Below are 20,287 nucleotides of genomic sequence, written 5' to 3'. Positions count from 1 at the left end.
CATCGAGCGCCGCGCCATCACGCGCCGGCGCGATCGATCAGGAACTGCGCGAGCAGCGGCACGGGACGCCCCGTCGCGCCCTTCGCCGCGCCGCTCTTCCATGCGGTGCCCGCGATGTCGAGGTGCGCCCACGGATAGCTGTCGGTGAAACGCGACAGAAAGCACGCCGCCGTGATGCTGCCGCCGGGCCGCCCGCCGATGTTCGCGAGATCCGCGAAATTCGATTTCAGCTGCTCCTGGTACTCGTCGTCGAGCGGCATGCGCCAGGCCGGGTCGGCCGCCTCGCGCGACGCGTCGAGCAACTCGCCCGCGAGCGCATCGTCCTTCGAGAAGAGGCCGGTGTTGTGATGGCCCAGCGCAATCACGCACGCGCCGGTCAGCGTCGCGACGTCGATCACGGCCGCCGGCTTGAAGCGTTCCGCATACGTGAGCGCATCACAGAGGATCAGGCGCCCTTCCGCATCGGTGTTCAGCACCTCGATCGTCAGCCCCTTCATGCTCGTGACGATATCGCCCGGCTTCGTTGCGTTGCCGGCCGGCATATTCTCGCAGGTCGGCACGATCGCCACGACGTTGAGCTTCAGCCCCATCTCGGCAACCGCGCGCATCGTACCGAGCACCGCGCCCGCGCCGCACATGTCGTACTTCATCTCGTCCATCGCCTCGCCGGGCTTGAGCGAAATGCCGCCCGTGTCGAACGTGATGCCCTTGCCGACCAGCACGACGGGCGCCGCCTTCGCGGCCGCGCCCTGATAATGCAGCACGATGAACTGCGGCGGCTCGACGGAGCCCTTCGCGACCGCGAGAAACGAGCCCATCTTGAGCGCCTGGATCTGCTTCAGACCGAGCACATCGGCCTTCAACCCCCAATCCTTCGCGAGTTGCTTCGCGACGTTCGCGAGATAGGCCGGCGTGCAGACGTTGCCCGGCAGATTGCCGAGATCGCGCGTGAGATCCATTCCGTTCGCGAGCGCGCCCGCCTGTTTCACCGCGAGCTTCGCCGCCTTCTCGTCGGCCGGATCGACGCTGAACACGACGCGCTTCAATGCGCGCGCGGGCGTCTCCGGCTTGCTCTTCATCTGCGTGAATTGATACGTTTCGTTGCGCAGCGCGAGAATCGCCGCGCGCACGCCCCAATCGGAGCCGCGATCGGGCCCCGGCGCCTGCGCGAGCGTGAACGTGACCTGGACTATTTTCGTGCCGAGCAGCGCGCGCCACGCGGCCTTGAGCGCGTCGTGATAGGCTTTCTGGCTGAAAGCATCCTGCTTGCCCAGCCCGACGAGCAGCACGCGCGACGCGCCGATGCCCGAAACCTCGTGCAAAAACAAGGTTTTGCCGAGCTTGCCGTCCATGTCCCCCGCCTTGATCACACGCGACACGAGGCCCTTGGTCGCCTCGTCGATATCGAGCGCCGCGCCGGACAAGGTTTGCGCTTCGAACACGCCCAGCACGATGCAGTCGGATTTCCCGGTCAGGAAACCCTTCGCCGCGCCTTTGCTCCAATCACAGCCTTTTATGCTAAAGTCCATCGCGCTTGTCCTCGGGTAAAATCTGGGCTAAGGATGAAAGCCGCAATTATCCGCTATTTTTCCTGCGCGGCGTGAGCGCCCCCGCTCGTGCGCTCGTTCCCGCCCCGCAGTCTCACCCCGCAGTTTTGCCTGCTTCGCATCAATAATGATCTTCGAACGCTCCCTCCAGCGCGAGCTTGCGTATACCGCCGGCGCCGTTTTCATGGTGCTGCTCACGATCATGCTGACGTCGATGATGATCCGCATCGTCGGTTACGCCGCGTCCGGCGAGGTCAACCCGAAGGACGTGCTCGTGCTGATCGGCCTCACCGTGATCGGCTACCTGGCGATGATCCTCGTCGGCACGCTGTTCGTGTCGATCCTGTTCGTGCTCACGCGCTGGTACAAGGATTCCGAAATGGTCGTCTGGCTCGCCTCCGGCGTGAGCCTCACCCGCCTCATCAAGCCGATCGGCGTGTTCGCGACGCCAATCGTGATCCTGATCGCGTTTTTCGCGTTCGTCGGCTGGCCGTGGTCGAACCAGCAAAGCAAGCTGATCCGCGCGCGCTTTCAGCAGCGCGACGAGGTGTCGTTGCTCGCGCCCGGCCAGTTCCGCGAATCCGCCGCGAACAACCGCGTGTTCTTCATCGAGAAAATGTCGCCCGACCAGAGCAAGGTGCAAAACGTGTTCGTCACGACCACCGAACAGGGCAAGGTGAACGTCGTCGTATCGCAGACGGGCCACACCGAGACGATGAAGAACGGCGATCGCTTCATCGTGCTCGATAACGGCCGCCGCTACGACGGCGTGCCGGGCCAGCCGAATTTCAAGATCATGGAATTCGAGCGCTACGGCGTAAAAATCCAGAGCAAGCAGGTGGTCAGCCAGCCGACCACGACAGGCACGCCGACGATCGACCTGCTGCGCAATCCGACCAACCAGAACCTTGCCGAATTCGCGTGGCGCGCGGGACTGCCGCTGATCGCGATCAACCTAATGGTGCTCGCGATTCCTCTGTCGTATCAGAACCCGCGCCGCGGCCGGACCGTGAACCTCGTGATGGCCGTGCTGATCTACCTGACTTACTCGAACCTGCTGAACGTCGTCCAGTCGCAAATGGAACGGGGCAAGATCCCGTTCGGCGTCGGCCTGATCGGCTTGCATTTGCTGATTGCCGCGATCGTCGCATTCCTGTTCTGGCTGCGCGTGCGCAACCGGCCGCTGTTTTCGCGCGCCGCGCCCGGCCGCTCGCAAGGAGCGTAAACGATGCGGCTTTACGAAAAATACTTCGCGCGCCAGATCTACGTGACGTTTGCCTTCGTGCTGTTCGCGTTTTCCGGCCTGTTCTTCTTCTTCGACCTGATCAGCGAGTTGAACTCGGTCGGCCACGGCAACTACAAGTTCGGCTATGCGGTGCTGCGCGTCGCGCTGCAAACGCCGTCGCGCTTTTACGAAATCATCCCGGTGGCCATACTGATCAGCTCGATCTACGTGTTCGCGCAGATGGCCGCGAACTCGGAGTTCACGATCTTCCGCGTCTCCGGCCTCGCGACCAACCAGGCGCTGCGTTCGCTGCTGAAGATCGGCGTGCCGATCGTCGTCGCGACCTACCTGATCGGCGAATTCGTCGGCCCCTACACCGATCAGTTGTCGGAGCGCGTGCGGCTCGAGGCGCTCGGCTCGTCGGTGTCGTCGAACTTCGCATCGGGCGTGTGGGTCAAGGACACGCTGACCGCGCGCGAGACGGGCGAGCCCGTGACGCGCTTCGTCAACGTCGGCACGCTGTCGCCGGATTCGACGATCAGCGACGTGCGGATCTACGAGTTCGATTCGAAATTCAATCTGCAAAACGTGCGGATCGCCAAACGCGGCCGCTATCAGCCGCCCGGCCACTGGCTGCTGACCGACGTCACCGACACGCAGTTGACGAACCTCTCCGGCCAGCCCAACCAGCCGGCCGACGCGCTGAACCCGGTCTACCGCTCGCAGCAGGTCACGATGCCGCAATACTCGCTGCGCTCGGACCTGACGCCGCAGATCCTGTCGGTGCTGCTCGTATCGCCGGAGCGGATGTCGCTGTTCAACCTGTTCCGCTACATCCAGCATTTGAAGGAGAACCAGCAGGATACGCAGCGCTATGACATCGCGCTGTGGCGCAAGCTGCTGTATCCGTTCGCGGTGTTCGTGATGCTCGTGCTGTCGCTGCCGTTCGCGTATCTGCATACGCGCGCGGGCGTCGTAGGCGTGAAGGTGTTCGGCGGGATCATGCTCGGGATGAGCTTCCAGCTTTTCAACACGCTGTTCTCGCATATCGGCACGCTGAACACGTGGCCCGCGCCACTGACCGCGGCGCTGCCCGGCTGCCTCTATCTGGCGCTCGGCCTGCTGGCGCTGAAGTGGGTCGACCGGCACTGAGCGCGCCAGGCGTGCCGTTCTCGAAGGAGCGGGCGATGAATCGTCGATCCGGCATCATTCTGTTCGGCCACGGCGCGCGCGATGCGCGCTGGGCCGAGCCGTTCGAGCGGCTGGCTGCGAAGCTGCGCGCGGCGCGCGGCGCGCATACGCCCGTCGCGCTCGCGTTTCTCGAACTGATGGAGCCGTCGCTCGCGACGGCTGCGGCCGCACTCGCCGCGCAGTGCGACGTGATCACCGTGATACCGGTTTTCTTCGGCCAAGGCGGCCACGTGCGCCGCGACCTGCCGCAGCTCGTCGAAGCATGCCGCCTCGCGCACCCGGGGATCGACATTCGTTGCGCGACGGCGGTGGGCGAGGACGATGCGGTGCTCGACGCGATCGTCGAGTATTGCCTGCGCCAAGGCGGCGAGCCGATGCGGTGAGTGCTCGCGCGGCGCCGCAACAGGCCCGCGCCGCGTTCGTCGGCGGACCGTTGCATGGCAACGCGCCGTCGGATCGTCCGAAATAAAAAACGCCGGCTCGTCGCCGGCGTTTTCGTCTGTCCCTACGCGTCAGCCCAAACCGGCCGCCAACGACACCAGATCAAGCCGCATCCCGCATCCCCGCGTTGCCTTCGGCCGGCTTTTCGCCGTCCGCCCGCTCGCGGGTGGCGAACGCATCGCCGATCATTAACAAGCTCGGCTGAAGCGGATCGAGCCATGCATACGCCGCGCCCGCCGCCATCTCCGCGAGTGTCAGCGTGAGCGTGCGCTCGCGCGGCGTGCTGCAAGCCTCGACAATCGCCACCGGGGTCGAACCGGCGCGGCCCGCGTCGATCAACCGTTGCGCGATGCCGGGCGCACTGTCGCGGCCCATGTAATAGACGAGCGAATCAGCGCTGACCTGCTCGCGAATCTCGCCGCTGCCCGGCGCGCGGCTGTGCGTGGCGAACGCGACGCTGCGCGCGACGCCGCGCAGCGTCAGCGAGCGCTTGAGCGCGGCGGCCCCCGCGAGCGCGGCGGTAATACCGGGGACGATCTCGTAGTCGATCCCGGCCGCCTCGAGCGCGCGCATCTCTTCGTCCGCACGGCCGAACAGCATCGGATCGCCGCCCTTCAGGCGCACGACGAGCGCATGCTCGCGCGCCGCGTCGACGAGCTGCTTGTTGATGAAATGCTGCGCGCTCGAGCGCTGCCCGCAGCGCTTGCCGACCGCGATCTTGCGCGCACGCGGCGCGTGCTCGAGCATCGCCGGCTCGACGAGCGCGTCGTGCAGCACCACGTCCGCGCTCGCGAGCAGGCGCGCGCCGCGCACCGTGATCAGGTCCGCTGCGCCCGGCCCCGCGCCGATCAGATACACCTTGCCCATATGCGTCGATCCTCTTGTCGCGCACTCGCGCCGCGGGTGCGGCGCGATCCGTCACGCGGAAAACGCCCGAATCATACCCGCTGCAACCGTATGGTGGGTGGCCTCGTCGATCAGCACGAACGCGCCCGTGCCCGGATGCGCGTCATAAGTGTCGCAGACGATCGGCTTTTGCAGCGTCAGCGCGACGCGGCCGATGTCGTTCATCTTCAGCTCGTGGCGGTCGGTCGCATGCGACAGCGTATGCACGTCGAGCACCTGCTGAACCGCGCCGATCTTCGTGAACACCGTGTTCGTGGTCTGCTTGAGCAGATACTTGCGCTGCGGCGACAGCGGCGTCTCGTCGAACCAGCACAGGTCCGCCTCGAGCTTCTTGGCCGGCTCGACGGGCTGCGCGCTCGCCACGAACGTATCGCCGCGCGACACGTCGACATCCTCGGCAAGCCGGATCGTCACGGTTTGCCCTGCAAACGCGCGCTCGACGGCCGCGGTGCCGCCCGGCACCGGCGCGATGATCTCGGCGACCGTCGCGACGCGGTTCGACGGCAGCACGGCAATCTCGTCGCCGACCTTCACTGCGCCCGCCTCGATGCGGCCCATGTAGCCGCGGAAATCGTCGGCCGAGCTGCCGTCCTGGCGCGCGACCCATTGCACCGGAAAGCGCAGCGCGTCGCCCGCCTGCGTCTCGACGGGCAGCGCCTCGAGCACGTCGAGCAGGGGCTCGCCCGCATACCACGGCATGCGCTCGCTCGGCGCGACGATGTTGTCGCCCTTGAGCGCCGACACTGGCACGAAGCGCACGTCGGCAAGCCCCAGTTGCTGCGCGAGCTTCACGTATGCGTCGCGGATCTCGTTGAAGCGCGCCTCGCTGTAGTCGACGAGATCCATCTTGTTGATCGCGACGATCACGTGCTGCAGCGCGAGCAGCTTGACGATCGCGCTGTGGCGCTTGGTTTGCGGCAGCAGTTGCGCCACGCCGTTCTCGAGCGTCACGCGCGTCGCGTCGATCAGGATGATCGCCGCGTGCGCGGTCGACGCGCCCGTCACCATGTTGCGCGTGTACTGCTCGTGGCCAGGCGTGTCGGCGATGATGAACTTGCGCTTCGCGGTCGCGAAGTAGCGGTATGCGACGTCGATCGTGATGCCCTGCTCGCGCTCGGCTTCCAGCCCGTCGGTCAACAGCGCGAGGTCGAGCTCGTCGCCGACCGTGCGCTTGTTCTTCGCGCGCGACAGCGCGGACAGTTGGTCGGACAGCACGGCCTTGCTGTCGTACAGCAGGCGGCCGATCAGCGTGCTCTTGCCGTCGTCGACGCTGCCCGCGGTGATGAAGCGCAGCACGCCGAGGTCTTCGTTGGTGTCGATGGTGCTCATGTTGCTCGTGTCCTCGTTCTGCGGTGCGTCAGAAATAACCTTGTTTCTTGCGCTGCTCCATCGCGGCCTCGGAGGTCTGGTCGTCCATCCGCGTCGCGCCGCGCTCGGTGATCTCGGTCACCGCCGTCTCGGCGATGATCTTCTCGATATCGTCCGCGTCGCTCTCGACCGGGCACGTGCACGAGATATCGCCGACCGTGCGAAAGCGCACCAGCGCGTGCTCGCTGGTTTCGCCATCGCGCATCGGCGTGAGCGGCGTCACGGGCACGAGCAGGCCGTTGCGGCGCACGATCTCGCGGCGGTGCGCGTAATAGATCGAAGGCAATTCGAGCTGCTCGCGCGCGATGTATTGCCACACGTCGAGTTCGGTCCAGTTCGAGATCGGGAACACGCGCAGATGCTCACCACGATGCAAACGCGCGTTGTAGAGGCTCCACAGTTCGGGGCGCTGCGATTTCGGGTCCCACTGGCCGAACTCGTCGCGAAACGAGAAGATGCGCTCCTTCGCACGCGCTTTTTCCTCGTCGCGGCGCGCGCCGCCGATCATCGCGGTGAAGCCGTGCTGCTCGATCGTCTCGAGCAGCGTGACCGCTTGCGCGGCGTTGCGCGAATCGGTCTCGCGGCGCAGTACAACAGTGCCGCGCTTGATCGAATCCTCGACGTGCCCGACGATCAGCTCCGCGCCGATCTCGCTCACGCGGCGGTCGCGGAAATCGATCACCTCGCCGTAGTTATGACCGGTGTCGATATGCACGAGCGGGAACGGCAGCGTCGTCTTGCGATTCGCGCCGAGCCCGAACGCCTTGAGCGCGAGATGCAGCACGACGACCGAATCCTTGCCGCCCGAGAACAACAGCGCGGGCTTGCTGCACTCGGCGACCAGCTCGCGCAGGATGTGGATCGACTCGGCTTCGAGCCAGTCGAGATGGCCCATCCGGCCGGACGCCGTGCCGGCGGACGGTGCAAACGCGGATTGTTCGAGCGTCGTGCTCATGGTTTCGATCCTTCTTCTGGGTTCGTGCCGCCCGGCCCCCGGGCGGCACCATAGACAGTCTTGTTATCGGCGATCACGACGCGGACGGCGCATCGGCCGGCAACGGCGTGATCGCAATGTGCAGCCCGCATTCCTTGGAGTCGCGCGACTCCCACCACCAGCGCCCGGCGCGGCTGTCCTCGCCGGGGCGGATCGCGCGCGTGCACGGCTCGCAGCCGATGCTCGGATAGCCGCGCGCGTGCAGCGGATTGACGGGTACGTCGAATGCGCTCAAATACGCCCAGACGTCGGCTTGCGTCCAATCGGACAGCGGATTGTATTTCGCGATGCCGCGCGCGGCATCGCGCTCCTCGACGTGCAGCTCCGCGCGCGTGACCGACTGCTCGCGACGCTGCCCGGTCACCCATGCGTCGACGTGCGCGAGCGCGCGATCGAGCGGCTCGACCTTGCGGATATGACAGCAGCGCTTGCGCAATTCGACGCTGTCGTAAAACGCATTGAGCCCGTGCTCGGCGACATACGCGTCCACCGCATCCTGCCGCGGATGGAACTGCTCGATCTCGTAGCCGTAACGCTCGCGCACGCGCTCGATCATGTCGAGCGTCTGCGCATGCAGGCGGCCGGTGTTCAACGAAAAAATGCCGATCGGCACGCCCTTGGACAGAATCGCGTGCGTGACGAGCATATCTTCCGCCGCGAGGCTGCTCGCGAACTTCACTTTCGCATGGCGCGCGGCGATCTGCGCGAGCAGCGCGTCAAGCTGCGCGATCTTCGCGACCAGCTCGGGCGACAGCGCGTTGGCAGCGGCGGCGCTCATGCGCTCACCTTCGCGTCGGCCGCGCCCGCGCGCCGGCGAAACAACGGCGACGGATTGTCGACCGCGCCCTGATAACGCTGCGTGAATTCGCCGAACGCGTTCAGCGCGTCGTGGATGTCCTTGTCGGCGCGCACGGCGAACGCATCGAAGCCGCAACGCTCCATGTAATACAGTTGATCGCGCAGCACGTCGCCGATCGCGCGCAGCTCGCCCTTCCAACCATATCGCTCGCGCAGCAGGCGCGCGATGCTGTAACCGCGGCCATCGGCAAAGCGCGGAAAGTCGACGCCGATCAACGCAATCCGTTCGAAATCGGCGATCAGATCCGCGGGTTCGCTATCCGGCGCGAGCCATACGCCGAGTTCGTCGCGGCGCTTCGCGGCGGCGAGCGCGTCGCGCGAAGCCTGCCACAGCGCGAGCGGCACGAGCACGTTGCCGGCCGGCAGTGCGCCGGCTTCGGGCAGCGCGCCGTCCTCGGACGCCCTCACGACCTGCCATGCGTCGTCGATCACCGCGCGATTCTTGATAATCAAAGCCATCTGCTGATTCCTTCTCCGCTTGAATTACGCGTGCGCGGTCTGGCGCGCCGCATAGACGCGCTCCTTGAACGGCGCGATGCCAATGCGCTCGTAGGTGTCGATGAAGCGCTCGCCTTCGATGCGCGCATCGACATAAGTGTCGATCAGCTTCGCGATCACGTCCGGCACCTCGTGCGCGGAGAACGACGGGCCGATCACGCGGCCGAGCCGCGCGCCGTTCGCGCCCGTGCTCTGCTCGCCGCCGAGCGACACCTGGTACCACTCGGCGCCGTCCTTGTCGACGCCGAGGATGCCGATGTTGCCGACGTGATGATGCCCGCACGAATTCATGCAGCCCGAGATGTTCAGCGACAGATCGCCCAGGTCGTACACGTAGTCGAGATCGTCGAAGCGCGCCTGGATCGCGGTGGCGATCGGAATCGACTTCGCGTTTGCGAGCGAGCAAAAATCGCCGCCGGGGCACGCGATGATGTCGGTCAGCAGGCCGATGTTCGGCGTCGCGAAGCCGACCGCCTTCGCCTTTTCCCACAGCTCGAACAGATCGCGCTTCTTCACGTTCGCGAGAATCAGGTTCTGCTCGTGCGACACGCGCAGCTCGCCGAACGAATACGCGTCGGCCCAGTCGGCGACCTGCTCCATCTGCGCGTCGGTCGCATCGCCCGGCGCGACGCCATGCTTTTTCAGCGACAGCGTGACGGCCGCGTAGCCCGGCACCTTGTGCGGCGCCACGTTGCGCTCGACCCAGCGCGCGAATGCCTTGTTCTCCAGCAGATGCTGCTCGAACGACGCGTCGGTGTCCGGCAGCTTCTCGTAGACGGGCGGCTGGAAGTATTGCGACACGCGATCGACTTCCGCCTGCGTGAGCGTCGACGGGCCGTCCTTCAGGTGCTGCCATTCCTCTTCGACCTGCTGCGCGAACTTCGCCGGCGACAGCGCCTTCACGAGAATCTTGATCCGCGCCTTGTACAGATTGTCGCGGCGGCCATAACGGTTGTAGACGCGCAGCACCGCTTCGCAATAAGTCAGCAGATGCTGCCACGGCAGGTTCTCGCGGATGAGCGCGCCGACGATCGGCGTGCGGCCGAGCCCGCCGCCCGCGAGAATGCTCGCGACCACTTCGCCGCGCCCGTTCTTCTTCAGATAGACGCCGAGATCATGGATCTGCACGGCGGCACGATCGACCTTCGCGCCCGACACGGCGATCTTGAACTTGCGCGGCAGCCACGCGAATTCGGGATGGAACGTCGACCATTGGCGCAGAATCTCGGCCCACGGACGCGGATCGACTTCCTCGTCCTGCGCGACGCCCGCGAACTGGTCGGCGGTGATGTTGCGGATGCAGTTGCCCGATGTCTGGATGCCGTGCATCTGCACGGACGCAAGCTTCGCGAGAATCTCGGGCGTCTCTTCCAGCTTGATCCAGTTGTACTGGATGTTCGAGCGCGTCGAAAAGTGCCCGTAGCGGCGGTCGTGCTCGCGTGCGATGCGCGCAAGCATGCGCAACTGGTCGCTGCGCAGATTGCCATACGGAATCGCGATCCGGTGCATGTACGCGTGGCGCTGCATGTACAGGCCGTTCTGCAGCCGCAGCGGGCGGAACTCGTCTTCGCTCAATTCGCCGGACAAGCGGCGGCGGACCTGGTCGCGGTACTGCGCGACGCGCTCGTCGACGATCGTCTGATCGTACTGGTCGTACTGATACATTCGGGGACCCCAGGGTTGCTCAACGTGATCGCGCGACGTCCTAGCCACGCCGCGCGCCGAATCTGCACCGCCCGCCGGATGCGGCCATCCGCCCGGCCGCTGCTTTGCTAATGACGATTACAGATATCGATATTTGAAAAACACGAGCAAATCGTAATAAACTCTCTTTATATTTCAAACGACTAAAAAATTCTGTCGATATGCACAGGGGTTATAAATGAACCTGCACCAATTCCGCTTCGTGCGCGAGGCCGTGCGTCAGAATTTCAATCTCACGGAAGCGGCGAAGGCGCTGTACACGTCCCAGCCAGGGGTCTCGAAAGCCATCATCGAGCTGGAGGACGAACTTGGCGTCGAAATCTTCACGCGCCACGGCAAGCGCGTGCGCTCGCTGACCGAGCCGGGGCGCATCATTCTCGCGTCGGTCGAGCGGATTTTGCAGGAAGTCGAAAGCCTGAAAAGGGTCGGAAAAGACTACGCGGCGCAGGATCAGGGCAACCTGACGATCGCGGCCACGCATACGCAGGCCCGCTACTCGCTGCCCGCCGCGATCGCCGAGTTCAAGAAACGCTTTCCGAAGGTGCATCTGTCGATCCTGCAAGGCAGCCCGACTCAGGTTGCCGAAATGGTGATCCACGATCAGGCCGATCTGGCCATCGCGACCGAGGCCATCGCCGACTACAAGGAACTCGTGTCGCTGCCGTGCTTCCAGTGGCACCACGCGGCCGTCGTCCCGGCCGATCATCCGCTGCTCGAACGCAAGCAGCCGTCGCTCGACGACCTGGCGCAATACCCGCTCATCACATACGACGATGCGTTTGCCGGCCGCAAGAAGATCAACCAGGCGTTCGCGCTGCGCGGACTGTCGCCCGACATCGTGCTCGAGGCGATCGACGCGGACGTGATCAAAACCTACGTCGAGCTTGGGCTTGGCGTCGGGATCATGGCCGACATCGCGTTCAACGCCGAGCGCGACCGCAACCTACGCGCGATTCCGGTCGGGCATTTGTTCGGCAGCAACATCACGCGCGTCGCGCTCAAGCAGGGGGCGTATCTGCGCGGCTACGTGTACACGCTCGTCGAGCTGCTGTCGCCGACGCTCAATCGCAAGCTCGTCGAAACCGCGCTCAAGGGCGTGGCCGAGAGCTACGAGCTGTGACGGGCAACGATTATCGCGGCACTTGCCCGGCTGAGGGATTTCAGTGATAATCCTCGTTTCGCTGAGCGCTAACGGTTCAAATTGGTGAGCCATGTTGGCGGCGAGCGGATCAGTGCGGTTTGCCCAGGTGGTGAAATTGGTAGACGCAGGGGACTCAAAATCCCCCGCCGCAAGGCGTGCCGGTTCGATTCCGGCCCTGGGCACCAACCAAGCATAACGCAACACTCTCAGTACATCACGTTAAGTCGTCCTCCAAACGACCTCGTCATCTGCAGCGCCGCCAACCGGCCTTCGCGCACCCAAAGCCGCCCCAACTGGTCCGACTCAGTATGGGGCTTTTTTGTTTGCGCCCCGCGACTCGACACTTCCCCGCATTCCTGCTGAAACCATGGCCAATCCGCGCGCTCGCATACGCGGGCACGCCGCCAACCGCAAACCAGATCAAATCGTGCGTTCGCAGCGCGACGCCCGGCTTATGGCACCGGCGCTTGCGATGCGTTGCTTCAGTACGCGGACCGCGATCGCGCCGATGTGTGCGGCCCCCTTCTCATTCACCTTATTCGCGCGGCCGCTCGAGCCCCCTCGTCAAAGCGCCTGGCAAACCGCGTGCGCCAGCAAACCAAACCAATCCATTCCGATCAACCGGCGCGACGATTTCAGCTTGGCAGCGGCGTCCGTGTTTCGGCCCGCTTCGACACAACGCCGATGCGCCCAACACCAAAGCGTTTGCATTTCGTCACGCATGGCTTTTTCCCATCCGAGCATCGCCGAAAACTCGCCTTCATCGCGGCCCGGCCTTAGAAATTTCATCCACCGCTTTCAAATTGCCATTCTCGCCCTGAGTTATTAATCGAATCGGTCCGACGCCGATCGGCAATCGACAGTCGCGCGGCCGATACAGCCTTCACAACAGGCGGCACCTTTATCAGACCACCTTTCGATGCCGATTGCGCCATGCGAATATCAAATTCGCAATCAACCCATACCACCCAATCGACTTGGCACAGACTAATCACCATTGCGATTGAAGCGATTCTTTTTTAAAGAAACCACACCTCATTCAATCGATATTTAAATCCAATATCGATCCCAAAATTTACAGCCAACCATCAACCTCAAAGAATAACAATCAATAAATCGACTTTATAAATCCACATAAAAATCCGCCGCAAAACCCAAGCCACGCAATCAACCGCGAATCGGTTACGAAGTTAATGCGAGTTCGCCTCGATGGAAAGTTGAATTTTTATTTCTCGAAAATATGAAAGAAATAACGCTTTCTCTGCCGCCCCGCGCGCTACGTCGGAATTTCGCGCCGCCCGACGGCACGCCCTACCCGCGGCGGCACCGGCCCCCGGCCTCGGCGCTTTCGGCCGATCACTCGTCCAGCGCGCATCCGGCCGGTTAACTCATTCGACGTCGATGCGCCCGCTCGCGATTCTGCGCCGGCTATGCGCCGTTGCGCTCACCGGCCTCGCGTTGCCCTGTGCCACGCAAGCCGCCACGCAGCAGCACTGCACCGCGGCGTTCGACGCGTATCGGCTCGGCCTCGCGGCAGCCGGCGTCGCGGACAAGCACTTGCCGTTCATGATCCTCCAGCCCGACAGTCGCACGGACACGGCCGTCTTGTTGATCCACGGGCTGTACGAATCGCCGTACTTCCTGCGCGGCGCGGCGTCGCGCTTCGCGGCGGCCGGCTACAATGTCGTGTCGCTGCTGCTGCCGGGGCATTGGGACGCGGGCTGGCGCTCGATCGACACCGTCACGTATCGCGACTGGCTCGCCACGGCCGATTTCGGTCTGGACGTTGCGCATTGCGTTGGCCAGCACGTGATCGTCGCCGGACATTCGCTCGGCGGCACGCTCGCGCTGTACACGGCGCTCGCGCGCCCGCGCGACGTCGACGCGCTCGTTCTATGGGCGCCCGCAACCGAACTACGTGCGCTGCCCACGCTCGGCGGCGTGATCGGCAAGGCATCCGGCATCGCGGGCAACACGTTTACGCGCAAGCGTGCGGACGCGGACGAAAGCGCGAGGCTGTCCGGCAATCCGGTATTTCAGTTGTACGAGATGATTCAATATCTCGGCCGCACTTACGGCGACGCGATTCCGCTCGACAACGGCAAGCGCCGCGATCTGCCGCTGTCTTATGTGAGGCTCGGCGCGCAAGTGCGCGCGCCGGTATTCGCGATCGTGCCGCTGCGCGATCCCGCCGTCGACGCGCGCGAAACGCTGAGCCTGCTCGCACAGATGCCGCAAATATCCGAACTGATCGTCTATCCGGAGGAAAGCGCCGTGTGGCACGCGAACGTCGCAAAATCGTCCATGGATACGTACCGTTCCCAACCTGGCGACTACAACCCGTCGTTCGATTGGATGATGGATCGGATTCTCGCGTTCACCGCCCGCGTTGCGCCGGCCAATCGCGCGATGTCGGCCGAACGATGAAACCGCGCGCATTCGCCGCCGCATTCGCAATCGCCGCCTGGTCCGCGAACGCCGCCGCGCAATGCGTCGACTGGATCGCCCCCATCGACGACGGCGCGCTGCAGCGCACGCGCGCCGACCTCGTTCGCGCGGCCACGCCGTCGGACGGCATTCGCATCCTGGCATACATTTTCGATACCGACCGCGCGGGCCTCGACATGCTGCGCCGGCTCGTGCAGGCCGCGCAACGCGGCGTGCCGGTGCGCCTGCTAATCGACGGCATCGGCCCCGGAGCCACCCTGCCGATCGAAGACGAGTTGATCGCCGCGCTGCACGACATCGCGCCGCGCTTCGAAATACGCGTATTCCATCCGAAAGCAGACTTCACGAAACTCGCGCGGCGCATGCACGACAAACTGTTCCTCGTTGGCGACACCGGCATCATCGGCAGCAGCTCGACGTGGGATGCAAGCGTCGACGGCTGGCTCATCGAGCGCGACTTGCTGGTGCGCGGCGATCCAGGCCGCCGCGATTCGACGCTGCATGCGATGCGCGCGCACTTCGACGCATTCTGGCGCAGCAACGCGGCCGTCGCGCAGCGACCGGCGGATATATTCGCGCTCGCGTCGCCGTACCACGGCGCACGCGGTTTCAAGACGCTCGAGCCGGCGCTCATCGAGCGCTGGCGCCGCGCGCTGTCCGCCGCGCCCGTCAACGAGCATGCCGACAGCGCTGGCGCGTCGGCGATCGACGACGCGCGCCCCGCCACCGCGTGGCTTGCGCTCGCATGCGACCGCCTGCGCTACGTGCACGACGCGCCGGACAAACGCGCGCCCGGCACGCTCGGCGACATGCTCGCCGCGCTTGCCCGTGCGCATACGGAAATCGTCGTCGTGAATCCATATCTGATCCTCGTGCCCGAGATGCGCGCGCTGCTCGAGCGCAAGCAGCGCGAGGGCGTGCGCGTCGTGCTGGTCGGCGCATCGCTCGGGCGGCTCGCCGCCGAGTTGCCGGCGATCGGCCGCGCATACGCGAACGACTTGCCGGCACTCGCGCGCGCGGGCCTCGAAATACGCGAATATCACGACGATGCAAACCGGATGCTGCACGCGAAGCTCGTTCGGATCGACGGCCGTCGCTATTATGTCGGCAGCTTCAATTTCGATCCGCTCTCAGCCTATTCAAATACTGAAAACGGCCTGTGGATCGATCCCGCCGACGAAACAGACATCCCCCCGCTCGCGCAAACGGTGGCGCTCGCTCTCGCGCATTCAGCCTCGGTCACCGATGGCAAAGGCGGGCTGCTTGCCTCGCCCGATGCGCGTTGCGATGCGGCCGGGTGCGGCAGCGTCTGGCGATGGCTGACACCGCTCGTGCGACGGTTTCTATAGTCGCGCGGCATCGGCGCTCGCCGGGCGGCGCGAATGCGCGCTTACCTGAATATCGGCTCTCCCGTGCGCCGGCGTCGGCGCCGGATTAACTCCGCCAATATATTAATCATATTCTCACAATTCAACTTCCTGGATTAAAACCGCAATCCAATTAATCGAATTAAAATTTAAAAATAATCGCATGTCGTTAACTGTCAACAAGTGCGAAATGCGGGAAAATGCCATTGATAGTTTTTTCCGCCTTTGAGATGATGAAACGGCTGCGCGAATGCGAGTCAAGCGCAGCATGCGTGGTTCTGCGAAAAGCGGAACTTTGAGCGTGCCGGCTTTACCCTGGGTCGGCACGCCTTTTTATTCGCCGCAATGAAACGCGATGAGGCGCGTCAATCAATGCGCACGTCTTTCCGATGGTTTCCGGCGATTTTCCAATTCGCGACATGAATTGCCGAAAACCGATCATTGATATACGGCCGGGCGCCGAACGGTAAAATACGCTGCCGCGCTCAGTCGACCACGCAAGGTATGATCATGAAAATTCTGCTCAATATTGCGCTAATCGTCGTCTGCGGCTTCGTTGTCTCGGCATGCGGAGATGACGACAACGTGATCCCCAACGCAAAGGGTGCCGATGTGTCATCGATTTCGGTTGCGCAACGCTTGAACGACGAACTCAGGGCCGTCGGCGTCGAACGGTTCACCGCATCGGATTACAAGCCCGGCGTAGTGCGTCACATCGTGCTGTTCCGCTATCAAGATACGGTGACGGCCGCGCAAAGGCAGGAAATCACCCAGCGCTTTCTGTCGCTACAGAAAAGCCAGCGCAACGGCGCGCGTTATATCGTATCCATCGACGAAGGGCTGCAAAGCAGCGGCGAAAAAGCCGATCAGGGGCTACAGCAAGGGTTCCTCGTGACGTTCCGCTCGGAAGGCGACCGTAATTTCTATGTCGGGCAACCGATCGTCGCCGATCCGAATTTCTATGACGCGAATCACCAGGCCTTCAAGGATTTCGTCGGCCCGTTGCTCGCGCGCCAAGGCGTTCTGGTGTTCGACTATACCGTCGACCAGACTGCGTCCGGCGCATGAGCCGACCGGCAAGCGGCAAGCCGTGACGTGCCGCGCCGGCCGGCACCCGAACCGGCGCGCCGGCGCCGCGCCGCCGGTCCGAACGATGCTGAAGCATCGCCCGTGCGCCGTCACTTCGGCTGGAACGCGGGCTGGCCCATTTGCCACAGCGCGAACGCCCATTCGTCGGCGAGCAGATTCGCCCGCTGCGATACGCTCGAGCCGATACCATGGCCGGCGTCGTAATCGATGCGCAGCAGCACCGGACGTGCGCTCGCCGTCGCCGCCTGCACCCGCGCCGCCATCTTCAGCATGTGCCACGGCGACACGCGCGGATCGTTCGCGCCGGTGGTGAACATGACCGCCGGATACGGCGTGCCGTCGTGAATATGCGCATACGCGCTCATCGCATACAGCCCGTGAAAGCCCGCCTCGTCGGAACTCGAACCCATCTCGGGCACGTTCGGCGGCCCGTTCGGCTCAGTCTCGAAACGTAGCGCGTCGGACAGGCCGACATCGTCCAGCACGACGCGGAAGAGCCCCGGATCGATGCTCATCGCGCCTCCCATCACGATCCCGCCTGCGCTCGCGCTATTCGCGGCCAGATATGGCCGCTGCGTATAGCGCCGGTCGATCAGATGCTGCGCGGCCGCGACGAAATCGAGCATCGTGTTGATCTTCCATTGCTTCTGGCCCGCGCGATGCCACGCGTCGCCATACTCGCCGCCGCCGCGCAGGTGCGCGACCGCGACGATGCCGCCCTGGTCCAGCCACGCCTGCCACGACGGCCGGTAGGCCGGGTCCATCGATACGCCGTAACTGCCGTAGCCGGTCACGATGGTCGGATGCGAACCGTCGCGCGCCACACCCTTCTTCGCGATGATCGATACCGGAATGCGCGTGCCGTCGTAGCTCGTCGCGAACTCGTCGTGCGCTTCATAGGCGTCGGATTCGAGCTTCGACGGCGCGACGAGGCCGGTATCGACCGCGGCATTGCCGCGGCTGCGCGGATCGAACGCCATCACGCGCGGCGCCTTGACCCAGTTTTGCAGGGTGAACATCACGCCCGGCTCGCGCGGGTCCGCGCTCAGATCGCGCACGGCGCCTGCGAACGGCAGCGTGAGCGTTGCGTTGTCGCGCCCGTCGAACGACACCCGCCTGAGCTGAAAGCTCGCGCCCGCGCGCTCGCCGGCATAGATCGCATCCTGCGCGATCGTAAACGCGTCGAGCACGTTCGGCCCCTGCGGAACGAGCACAGCCGCATGCGCGATATCCGGCCGCGCTGCCGGCGTCGACAGGATCTGGAAGCGCGGCGCATCCTTTTCGGACAGCAGATACAAGCGCTCGCCGCGCAGCTTCACGTCGGTCACGCCGTCCCGAGGCTCGGCGAATTTCTGCCACGGCGTATCGGCGCCGCTCACGCGCTCGAGCGGCGCGACGTAGAACGTATTCGGATTGTCATCCATGTTGCGATTGGCTACCGCCACCGCATACGGCGAATCGGGCGACACCAGCACATAGGTGCCCTGGCCTTCGGGCACGTCGAGCTTGGCCGACACGCCGCGGCCGAACACGGCCTCGTCGCCGTCGCCGTCGGGATGCTCGCCGAGCGTGTGCACGAACGTCACCGCGTTGTACTCGGTGAGCGCGGGCGGCGTGTCGGGGCCGGCCTTCGGGTAACGCAGATAGAAGAACGAACGGTTGTCGTTGCGCCACGACACGACGCAGCCGCTGGTGCGATCGATCGATTCGGCAAGCTGCGCGCCCGTGCTCAAATCGATCACGTGCAGCACGCTCTTTTCCGAGCCGCCTTCGGATACGCCATACGCCACATAGCGGCCGTCCCAGGATGGCGAATACCAGTCGAGTGCGTAATGATGCGCGCTGCCGGGCGCGAGCTTGGCCGGATCGACGATCACGTGTTCCGCGCCATTCACGCCGTCGCGCCACGCGAGCTTCGGCAAGTTGCTGCCCGGCTCCATCAGCCGATAAAACAGGCGCTCGCCACGGCGCGTGAATTCGCCGCGCATCAGATCGCCCGCCATCAGGCTCTGAATCTGCTTGGCGAGCGCGGCGCGCCCGGCAATGCGATCGAGCGTGCGGCGCGTATAGTCGGCCTGTGCCTTCATCCACGCCTGGACTTCAGGATCTTTCAGATTCTCCATGTAGCGGTAGTTGTCGACGACCGGCGTGCCGAAATAGGTTGTCGTGACGGGGCGCACCGGCGCGACGGGCGGCCCGTCGGCCGCGAACGACGCGGCTGCCGCAACGCTCAAGCTCGTGGCGAGCGTCATGATCCAAACGGCTTTCGTTGTTTTCATCTGGGATTTCCCGGTAAGGAGGCGCGGCAAGCGTACTCCGGGTCCTCCCGACCGACAACGTCGCCAAAAATGCGATACGCCAAACGAGCTTGCGGCGCCCGAAAAGATCGCTGAAAGATCGATTCCAGACGCCGCGGCAACGCCCGGCATCGGCTCGAAACCGCGCGCCGGATCACCGTGCCGCATGCGCCCGCTCGCGTGGCGCGCAATGTTTCAACCGCTGCCTGCTGTCACTCGGCTTTTCAAATACCGCATCGTCGTGCCAGCCGCACGCGCCTGCCGCACGCTCACGCGCAGAATTTCAGAATCGCGGCGGCCACCTGCGCCGGCGCCTCGCGCTGCGGGAAATGCCCGATTCCGTCGAGCACGATTCGCTCGTAACGCGCGGCGAACAGCGCTTCGCGTCCGGCGGAGCTGTCCGGATGCGTGCAGGCGTCCGCGCCGCCGTGCAATACGAGCGTCGGCACCAACAGCACGGGCGCGGGCACCAGCCGCGCGTCGTCATCCGCGTAGGCCGGGTCGCCGTGCGCGAGATTCCAGCGCTGCCGGTAGGAGTGCAGCACCACATCGGCCCAGTCGGGCGAGTCGAACGCTTCGGCCGCCTCGTCGAACTCGTGCGGGGCATACCAGCCGGCAGGCGACCAGGTGTCCCACATGAAGCGGGCGACCTCGCGGCGCTCGTCGCGCACCGCGCGTTCGCCGCGCGGCGTCGCCATCCACCAGTGATACCAGTAGTTGCGCGTTTGCTGCAGCGACAGCGTCTGATTCGGATCGTTGGTGCCATACCCGACCGACATCATCACGAGATGCGACGCAGCGCGCTCGCGCAACGCGCACGCGTTCGCCACCGCCCGCGCGCCCCAATCGTGGCCGACGAGCACCGGCGCATCGAGCCGCAACGCGTCGATGAAATCCAGCAAATCGCGCGCCAGTGCGGCGAGCTGCCCGCTGCGCGGCGTCGCGGGATCGCGAAAGCGGGTCGGCGCAAAGCCGCGCAGCGCCGGCGCCAGCACGCGATAGCCGGCGCCGGCAAGCGCCGGCGCGAGCGTCTTCCAGCAAGCCGGGCTGTCGGGCCAGCCGTGCAGCAGAACGGCCGTGCGCTCGCCGGCCGGATTCCATTCGAGATAGGCAACGTCCAGCAACGGCGTCGCCACATAGGCGTATGCAGACATCGGGATCTCCGTCGATCAATACGTTGCCGATGGTAGAACACCGGTTCATTGCGATTCGT

At 64.7% G+C, this 20,287-nt stretch carries 16 protein-coding genes and 1 tRNA gene; 8 read left to right on the top strand and 9 right to left on the bottom strand.

Annotation, left to right across the window (positions count from 1 at the left end; all coding sequences use genetic code 11):
• Positions 1 to 17: 17 nt before the first annotated feature.
• Complete coding sequence (locus BSIN_RS01155; protein WP_089339242.1) at positions 18 to 1,529, bottom strand: leucyl aminopeptidase; 1,512 nt, start codon at positions 1,527 to 1,529, stop codon at positions 18 to 20.
• Between the two features lie 145 nt (positions 1,530 to 1,674).
• Between BSIN_RS01155 and lptF the strand changes: the two genes are divergently transcribed.
• The 3 genes from lptF to BSIN_RS01140 are packed head-to-tail and all read left to right on the top strand — an operon-like array spanning position 1,675 to position 4,346.
• Positions 1,675 to 2,772 (top strand): LPS export ABC transporter permease LptF, encoded by a 1,098-nt coding sequence (lptF, locus tag BSIN_RS01150; protein ID WP_069234867.1) that lies wholly within the window; start codon positions 1,675 to 1,677, stop codon positions 2,770 to 2,772.
• A gap of 3 nt (positions 2,773 to 2,775) precedes the next feature.
• A complete protein-coding gene (lptG, locus tag BSIN_RS01145) occupies positions 2,776 to 3,924 on the top strand; it encodes an LPS export ABC transporter permease LptG (protein WP_059520420.1) in 1,149 nt (382 codons plus the stop codon).
• Positions 3,925 to 3,959: 35 nt separating this feature from the next.
• Positions 3,960 to 4,346, top strand: a complete 387-nt coding sequence (locus BSIN_RS01140) for a sirohydrochlorin chelatase (RefSeq protein WP_089339241.1) — start codon at positions 3,960 to 3,962, stop codon at positions 4,344 to 4,346.
• A 160-nt stretch (positions 4,347 to 4,506) separates the two neighbouring features.
• On the opposite strand, the gene cobA is transcribed toward BSIN_RS01140, so the two are convergent.
• From cobA to BSIN_RS01110, 6 genes are all read right to left on the bottom strand, one after another.
• Positions 4,507 to 5,271 (bottom strand): uroporphyrinogen-III C-methyltransferase, encoded by a 765-nt coding sequence (gene cobA, locus BSIN_RS01135; protein WP_089339240.1) that lies wholly within the window; start codon positions 5,269 to 5,271, stop codon positions 4,507 to 4,509.
• Positions 5,272 to 5,322: 51 nt separating this feature from the next.
• Positions 5,323 to 6,639 carry a sulfate adenylyltransferase subunit 1 gene (locus tag BSIN_RS01130; RefSeq protein WP_059520422.1) on the bottom strand — a complete coding sequence of 439 codons (1,317 nt, stop codon included), beginning with the start codon at positions 6,637 to 6,639 and terminating at the stop codon, positions 5,323 to 5,325.
• A gap of 28 nt (positions 6,640 to 6,667) precedes the next feature.
• Positions 6,668 to 7,633 (bottom strand): sulfate adenylyltransferase subunit CysD, encoded by a 966-nt coding sequence (gene cysD / locus BSIN_RS01125; protein WP_089339239.1) that lies wholly within the window; start codon positions 7,631 to 7,633, stop codon positions 6,668 to 6,670.
• A gap of 73 nt (positions 7,634 to 7,706) precedes the next feature.
• Positions 7,707 to 8,450, bottom strand: coding sequence for a phosphoadenylyl-sulfate reductase (locus tag BSIN_RS01120; protein ID WP_089339238.1), 744 nt, complete (start codon positions 8,448 to 8,450; stop codon positions 7,707 to 7,709).
• Positions 8,447 to 8,989 (bottom strand): DUF934 domain-containing protein, encoded by a 543-nt coding sequence (locus BSIN_RS01115; RefSeq protein WP_059520425.1) that lies wholly within the window; start codon positions 8,987 to 8,989, stop codon positions 8,447 to 8,449. Before BSIN_RS01115 ends, BSIN_RS01120 begins: the two co-directional genes overlap by 4 nt.
• 24 nt (positions 8,990 to 9,013) lie before the next feature.
• Complete coding sequence (locus BSIN_RS01110; protein ID WP_089339237.1) at positions 9,014 to 10,693, bottom strand: nitrite/sulfite reductase; 1,680 nt, start codon at positions 10,691 to 10,693, stop codon at positions 9,014 to 9,016.
• 217 nt (positions 10,694 to 10,910) lie between these two features.
• Between BSIN_RS01110 and BSIN_RS01105 the strand changes: the two genes are divergently transcribed.
• The 5 genes from BSIN_RS01105 to BSIN_RS01080 all read left to right on the top strand — a co-directional run bounded on the left by BSIN_RS01105 (position 10,911) and on the right by BSIN_RS01080 (position 16,756).
• Entirely contained in the window at positions 10,911 to 11,852 is a 942-nt protein-coding gene (locus BSIN_RS01105) for a CysB family HTH-type transcriptional regulator (protein ID WP_059520427.1), read from the top strand.
• Positions 11,853 to 11,973: 121 nt separating this feature from the next.
• Positions 11,974 to 12,058: transfer RNA gene (locus BSIN_RS01100), tRNA-Leu, on the top strand.
• A gap of 1,216 nt (positions 12,059 to 13,274) precedes the next feature.
• A complete protein-coding gene (locus BSIN_RS01090) occupies positions 13,275 to 14,300 on the top strand; it encodes an alpha/beta hydrolase (RefSeq protein WP_089339235.1) in 1,026 nt (341 codons plus the stop codon).
• Entirely contained in the window at positions 14,297 to 15,670 is a 1,374-nt protein-coding gene (locus BSIN_RS01085) for a phospholipase D-like domain-containing protein (RefSeq protein ID WP_089339234.1), read from the top strand. Before BSIN_RS01090 ends, BSIN_RS01085 begins: the two co-directional genes overlap by 4 nt.
• 528 nt (positions 15,671 to 16,198) lie before the next feature.
• The gene (locus tag BSIN_RS01080; RefSeq protein ID WP_089339274.1) at positions 16,199 to 16,756 is read left to right on the top strand and encodes a Dabb family protein; all 558 of its coding nucleotides are present in this window, start codon (positions 16,199 to 16,201) and stop codon (positions 16,754 to 16,756) included.
• A 110-nt stretch (positions 16,757 to 16,866) separates the two neighbouring features.
• Here the strand turns inward: BSIN_RS01080 and BSIN_RS01075 are convergent, their stop codons facing one another.
• Both BSIN_RS01075 and BSIN_RS01070 read right to left on the bottom strand, forming a co-directional pair.
• A complete protein-coding gene (locus BSIN_RS01075; RefSeq protein WP_159935870.1) occupies positions 16,867 to 19,056 on the bottom strand; it encodes a prolyl oligopeptidase family serine peptidase in 2,190 nt (729 codons plus the stop codon).
• Positions 19,057 to 19,343: 287 nt separating this feature from the next.
• The gene (locus BSIN_RS01070; RefSeq protein WP_089339232.1) at positions 19,344 to 20,228 is read right to left on the bottom strand and encodes an alpha/beta fold hydrolase; all 885 of its coding nucleotides are present in this window, start codon (positions 20,226 to 20,228) and stop codon (positions 19,344 to 19,346) included.
• Between the last annotated feature and the right edge of the window lie 59 nt (positions 20,229 to 20,287).

The organism is Burkholderia singularis (genome assembly GCF_900176645.1).
Lineage (GTDB): Bacteria > Pseudomonadota > Gammaproteobacteria > Burkholderiales > Burkholderiaceae > Burkholderia > Burkholderia singularis.
Note: the sequence above shows the minus strand (reverse complement) of the source record. Positions and strands in the feature narration are given on the sequence as shown.

Coding starts and splice junctions, on each gene's coding strand:
- BSIN_RS01130 (WP_059520422.1), bottom strand. CDS start 6,639: ATGAGCACCATCGACACCAACGAAGACCTCGGCGTGCTGCGCTTCATC.
- cobA (WP_089339240.1), bottom strand. CDS start 5,271: ATGGGCAAGGTGTATCTGATCGGCGCGGGGCCGGGCGCAGCGGACCTG.
- cysD (WP_089339239.1), bottom strand. CDS start 7,633: ATGAGCACGACGCTCGAACAATCCGCGTTTGCACCGTCCGCCGGCACG.
- BSIN_RS01090 (WP_089339235.1), top strand. CDS start 13,275: ATGCGCCCGCTCGCGATTCTGCGCCGGCTATGCGCCGTTGCGCTCACC.
- BSIN_RS01080 (WP_089339274.1), top strand. CDS start 16,199: ATGAAAATTCTGCTCAATATTGCGCTAATCGTCGTCTGCGGCTTCGTT.
- BSIN_RS01105 (WP_059520427.1), top strand. CDS start 10,911: ATGAACCTGCACCAATTCCGCTTCGTGCGCGAGGCCGTGCGTCAGAAT.
- BSIN_RS01070 (WP_089339232.1), bottom strand. CDS start 20,228: ATGTCTGCATACGCCTATGTGGCGACGCCGTTGCTGGACGTTGCCTAT.
- BSIN_RS01120 (WP_089339238.1), bottom strand. CDS start 8,450: ATGAGCGCCGCCGCTGCCAACGCGCTGTCGCCCGAGCTGGTCGCGAAG.
- lptG (WP_059520420.1), top strand. CDS start 2,776: ATGCGGCTTTACGAAAAATACTTCGCGCGCCAGATCTACGTGACGTTT.
- BSIN_RS01115 (WP_059520425.1), bottom strand. CDS start 8,989: ATGGCTTTGATTATCAAGAATCGCGCGGTGATCGACGACGCATGGCAG.
- lptF (WP_069234867.1), top strand. CDS start 1,675: ATGATCTTCGAACGCTCCCTCCAGCGCGAGCTTGCGTATACCGCCGGC.
- BSIN_RS01110 (WP_089339237.1), bottom strand. CDS start 10,693: ATGTATCAGTACGACCAGTACGATCAGACGATCGTCGACGAGCGCGTC.
- BSIN_RS01075 (WP_159935870.1), bottom strand. CDS start 19,056: ATGAAAACAACGAAAGCCGTTTGGATCATGACGCTCGCCACGAGCTTG.
- BSIN_RS01140 (WP_089339241.1), top strand. CDS start 3,960: ATGAATCGTCGATCCGGCATCATTCTGTTCGGCCACGGCGCGCGCGAT.
- BSIN_RS01085 (WP_089339234.1), top strand. CDS start 14,297: ATGAAACCGCGCGCATTCGCCGCCGCATTCGCAATCGCCGCCTGGTCC.
- BSIN_RS01155 (WP_089339242.1), bottom strand. CDS start 1,529: ATGGACTTTAGCATAAAAGGCTGTGATTGGAGCAAAGGCGCGGCGAAG.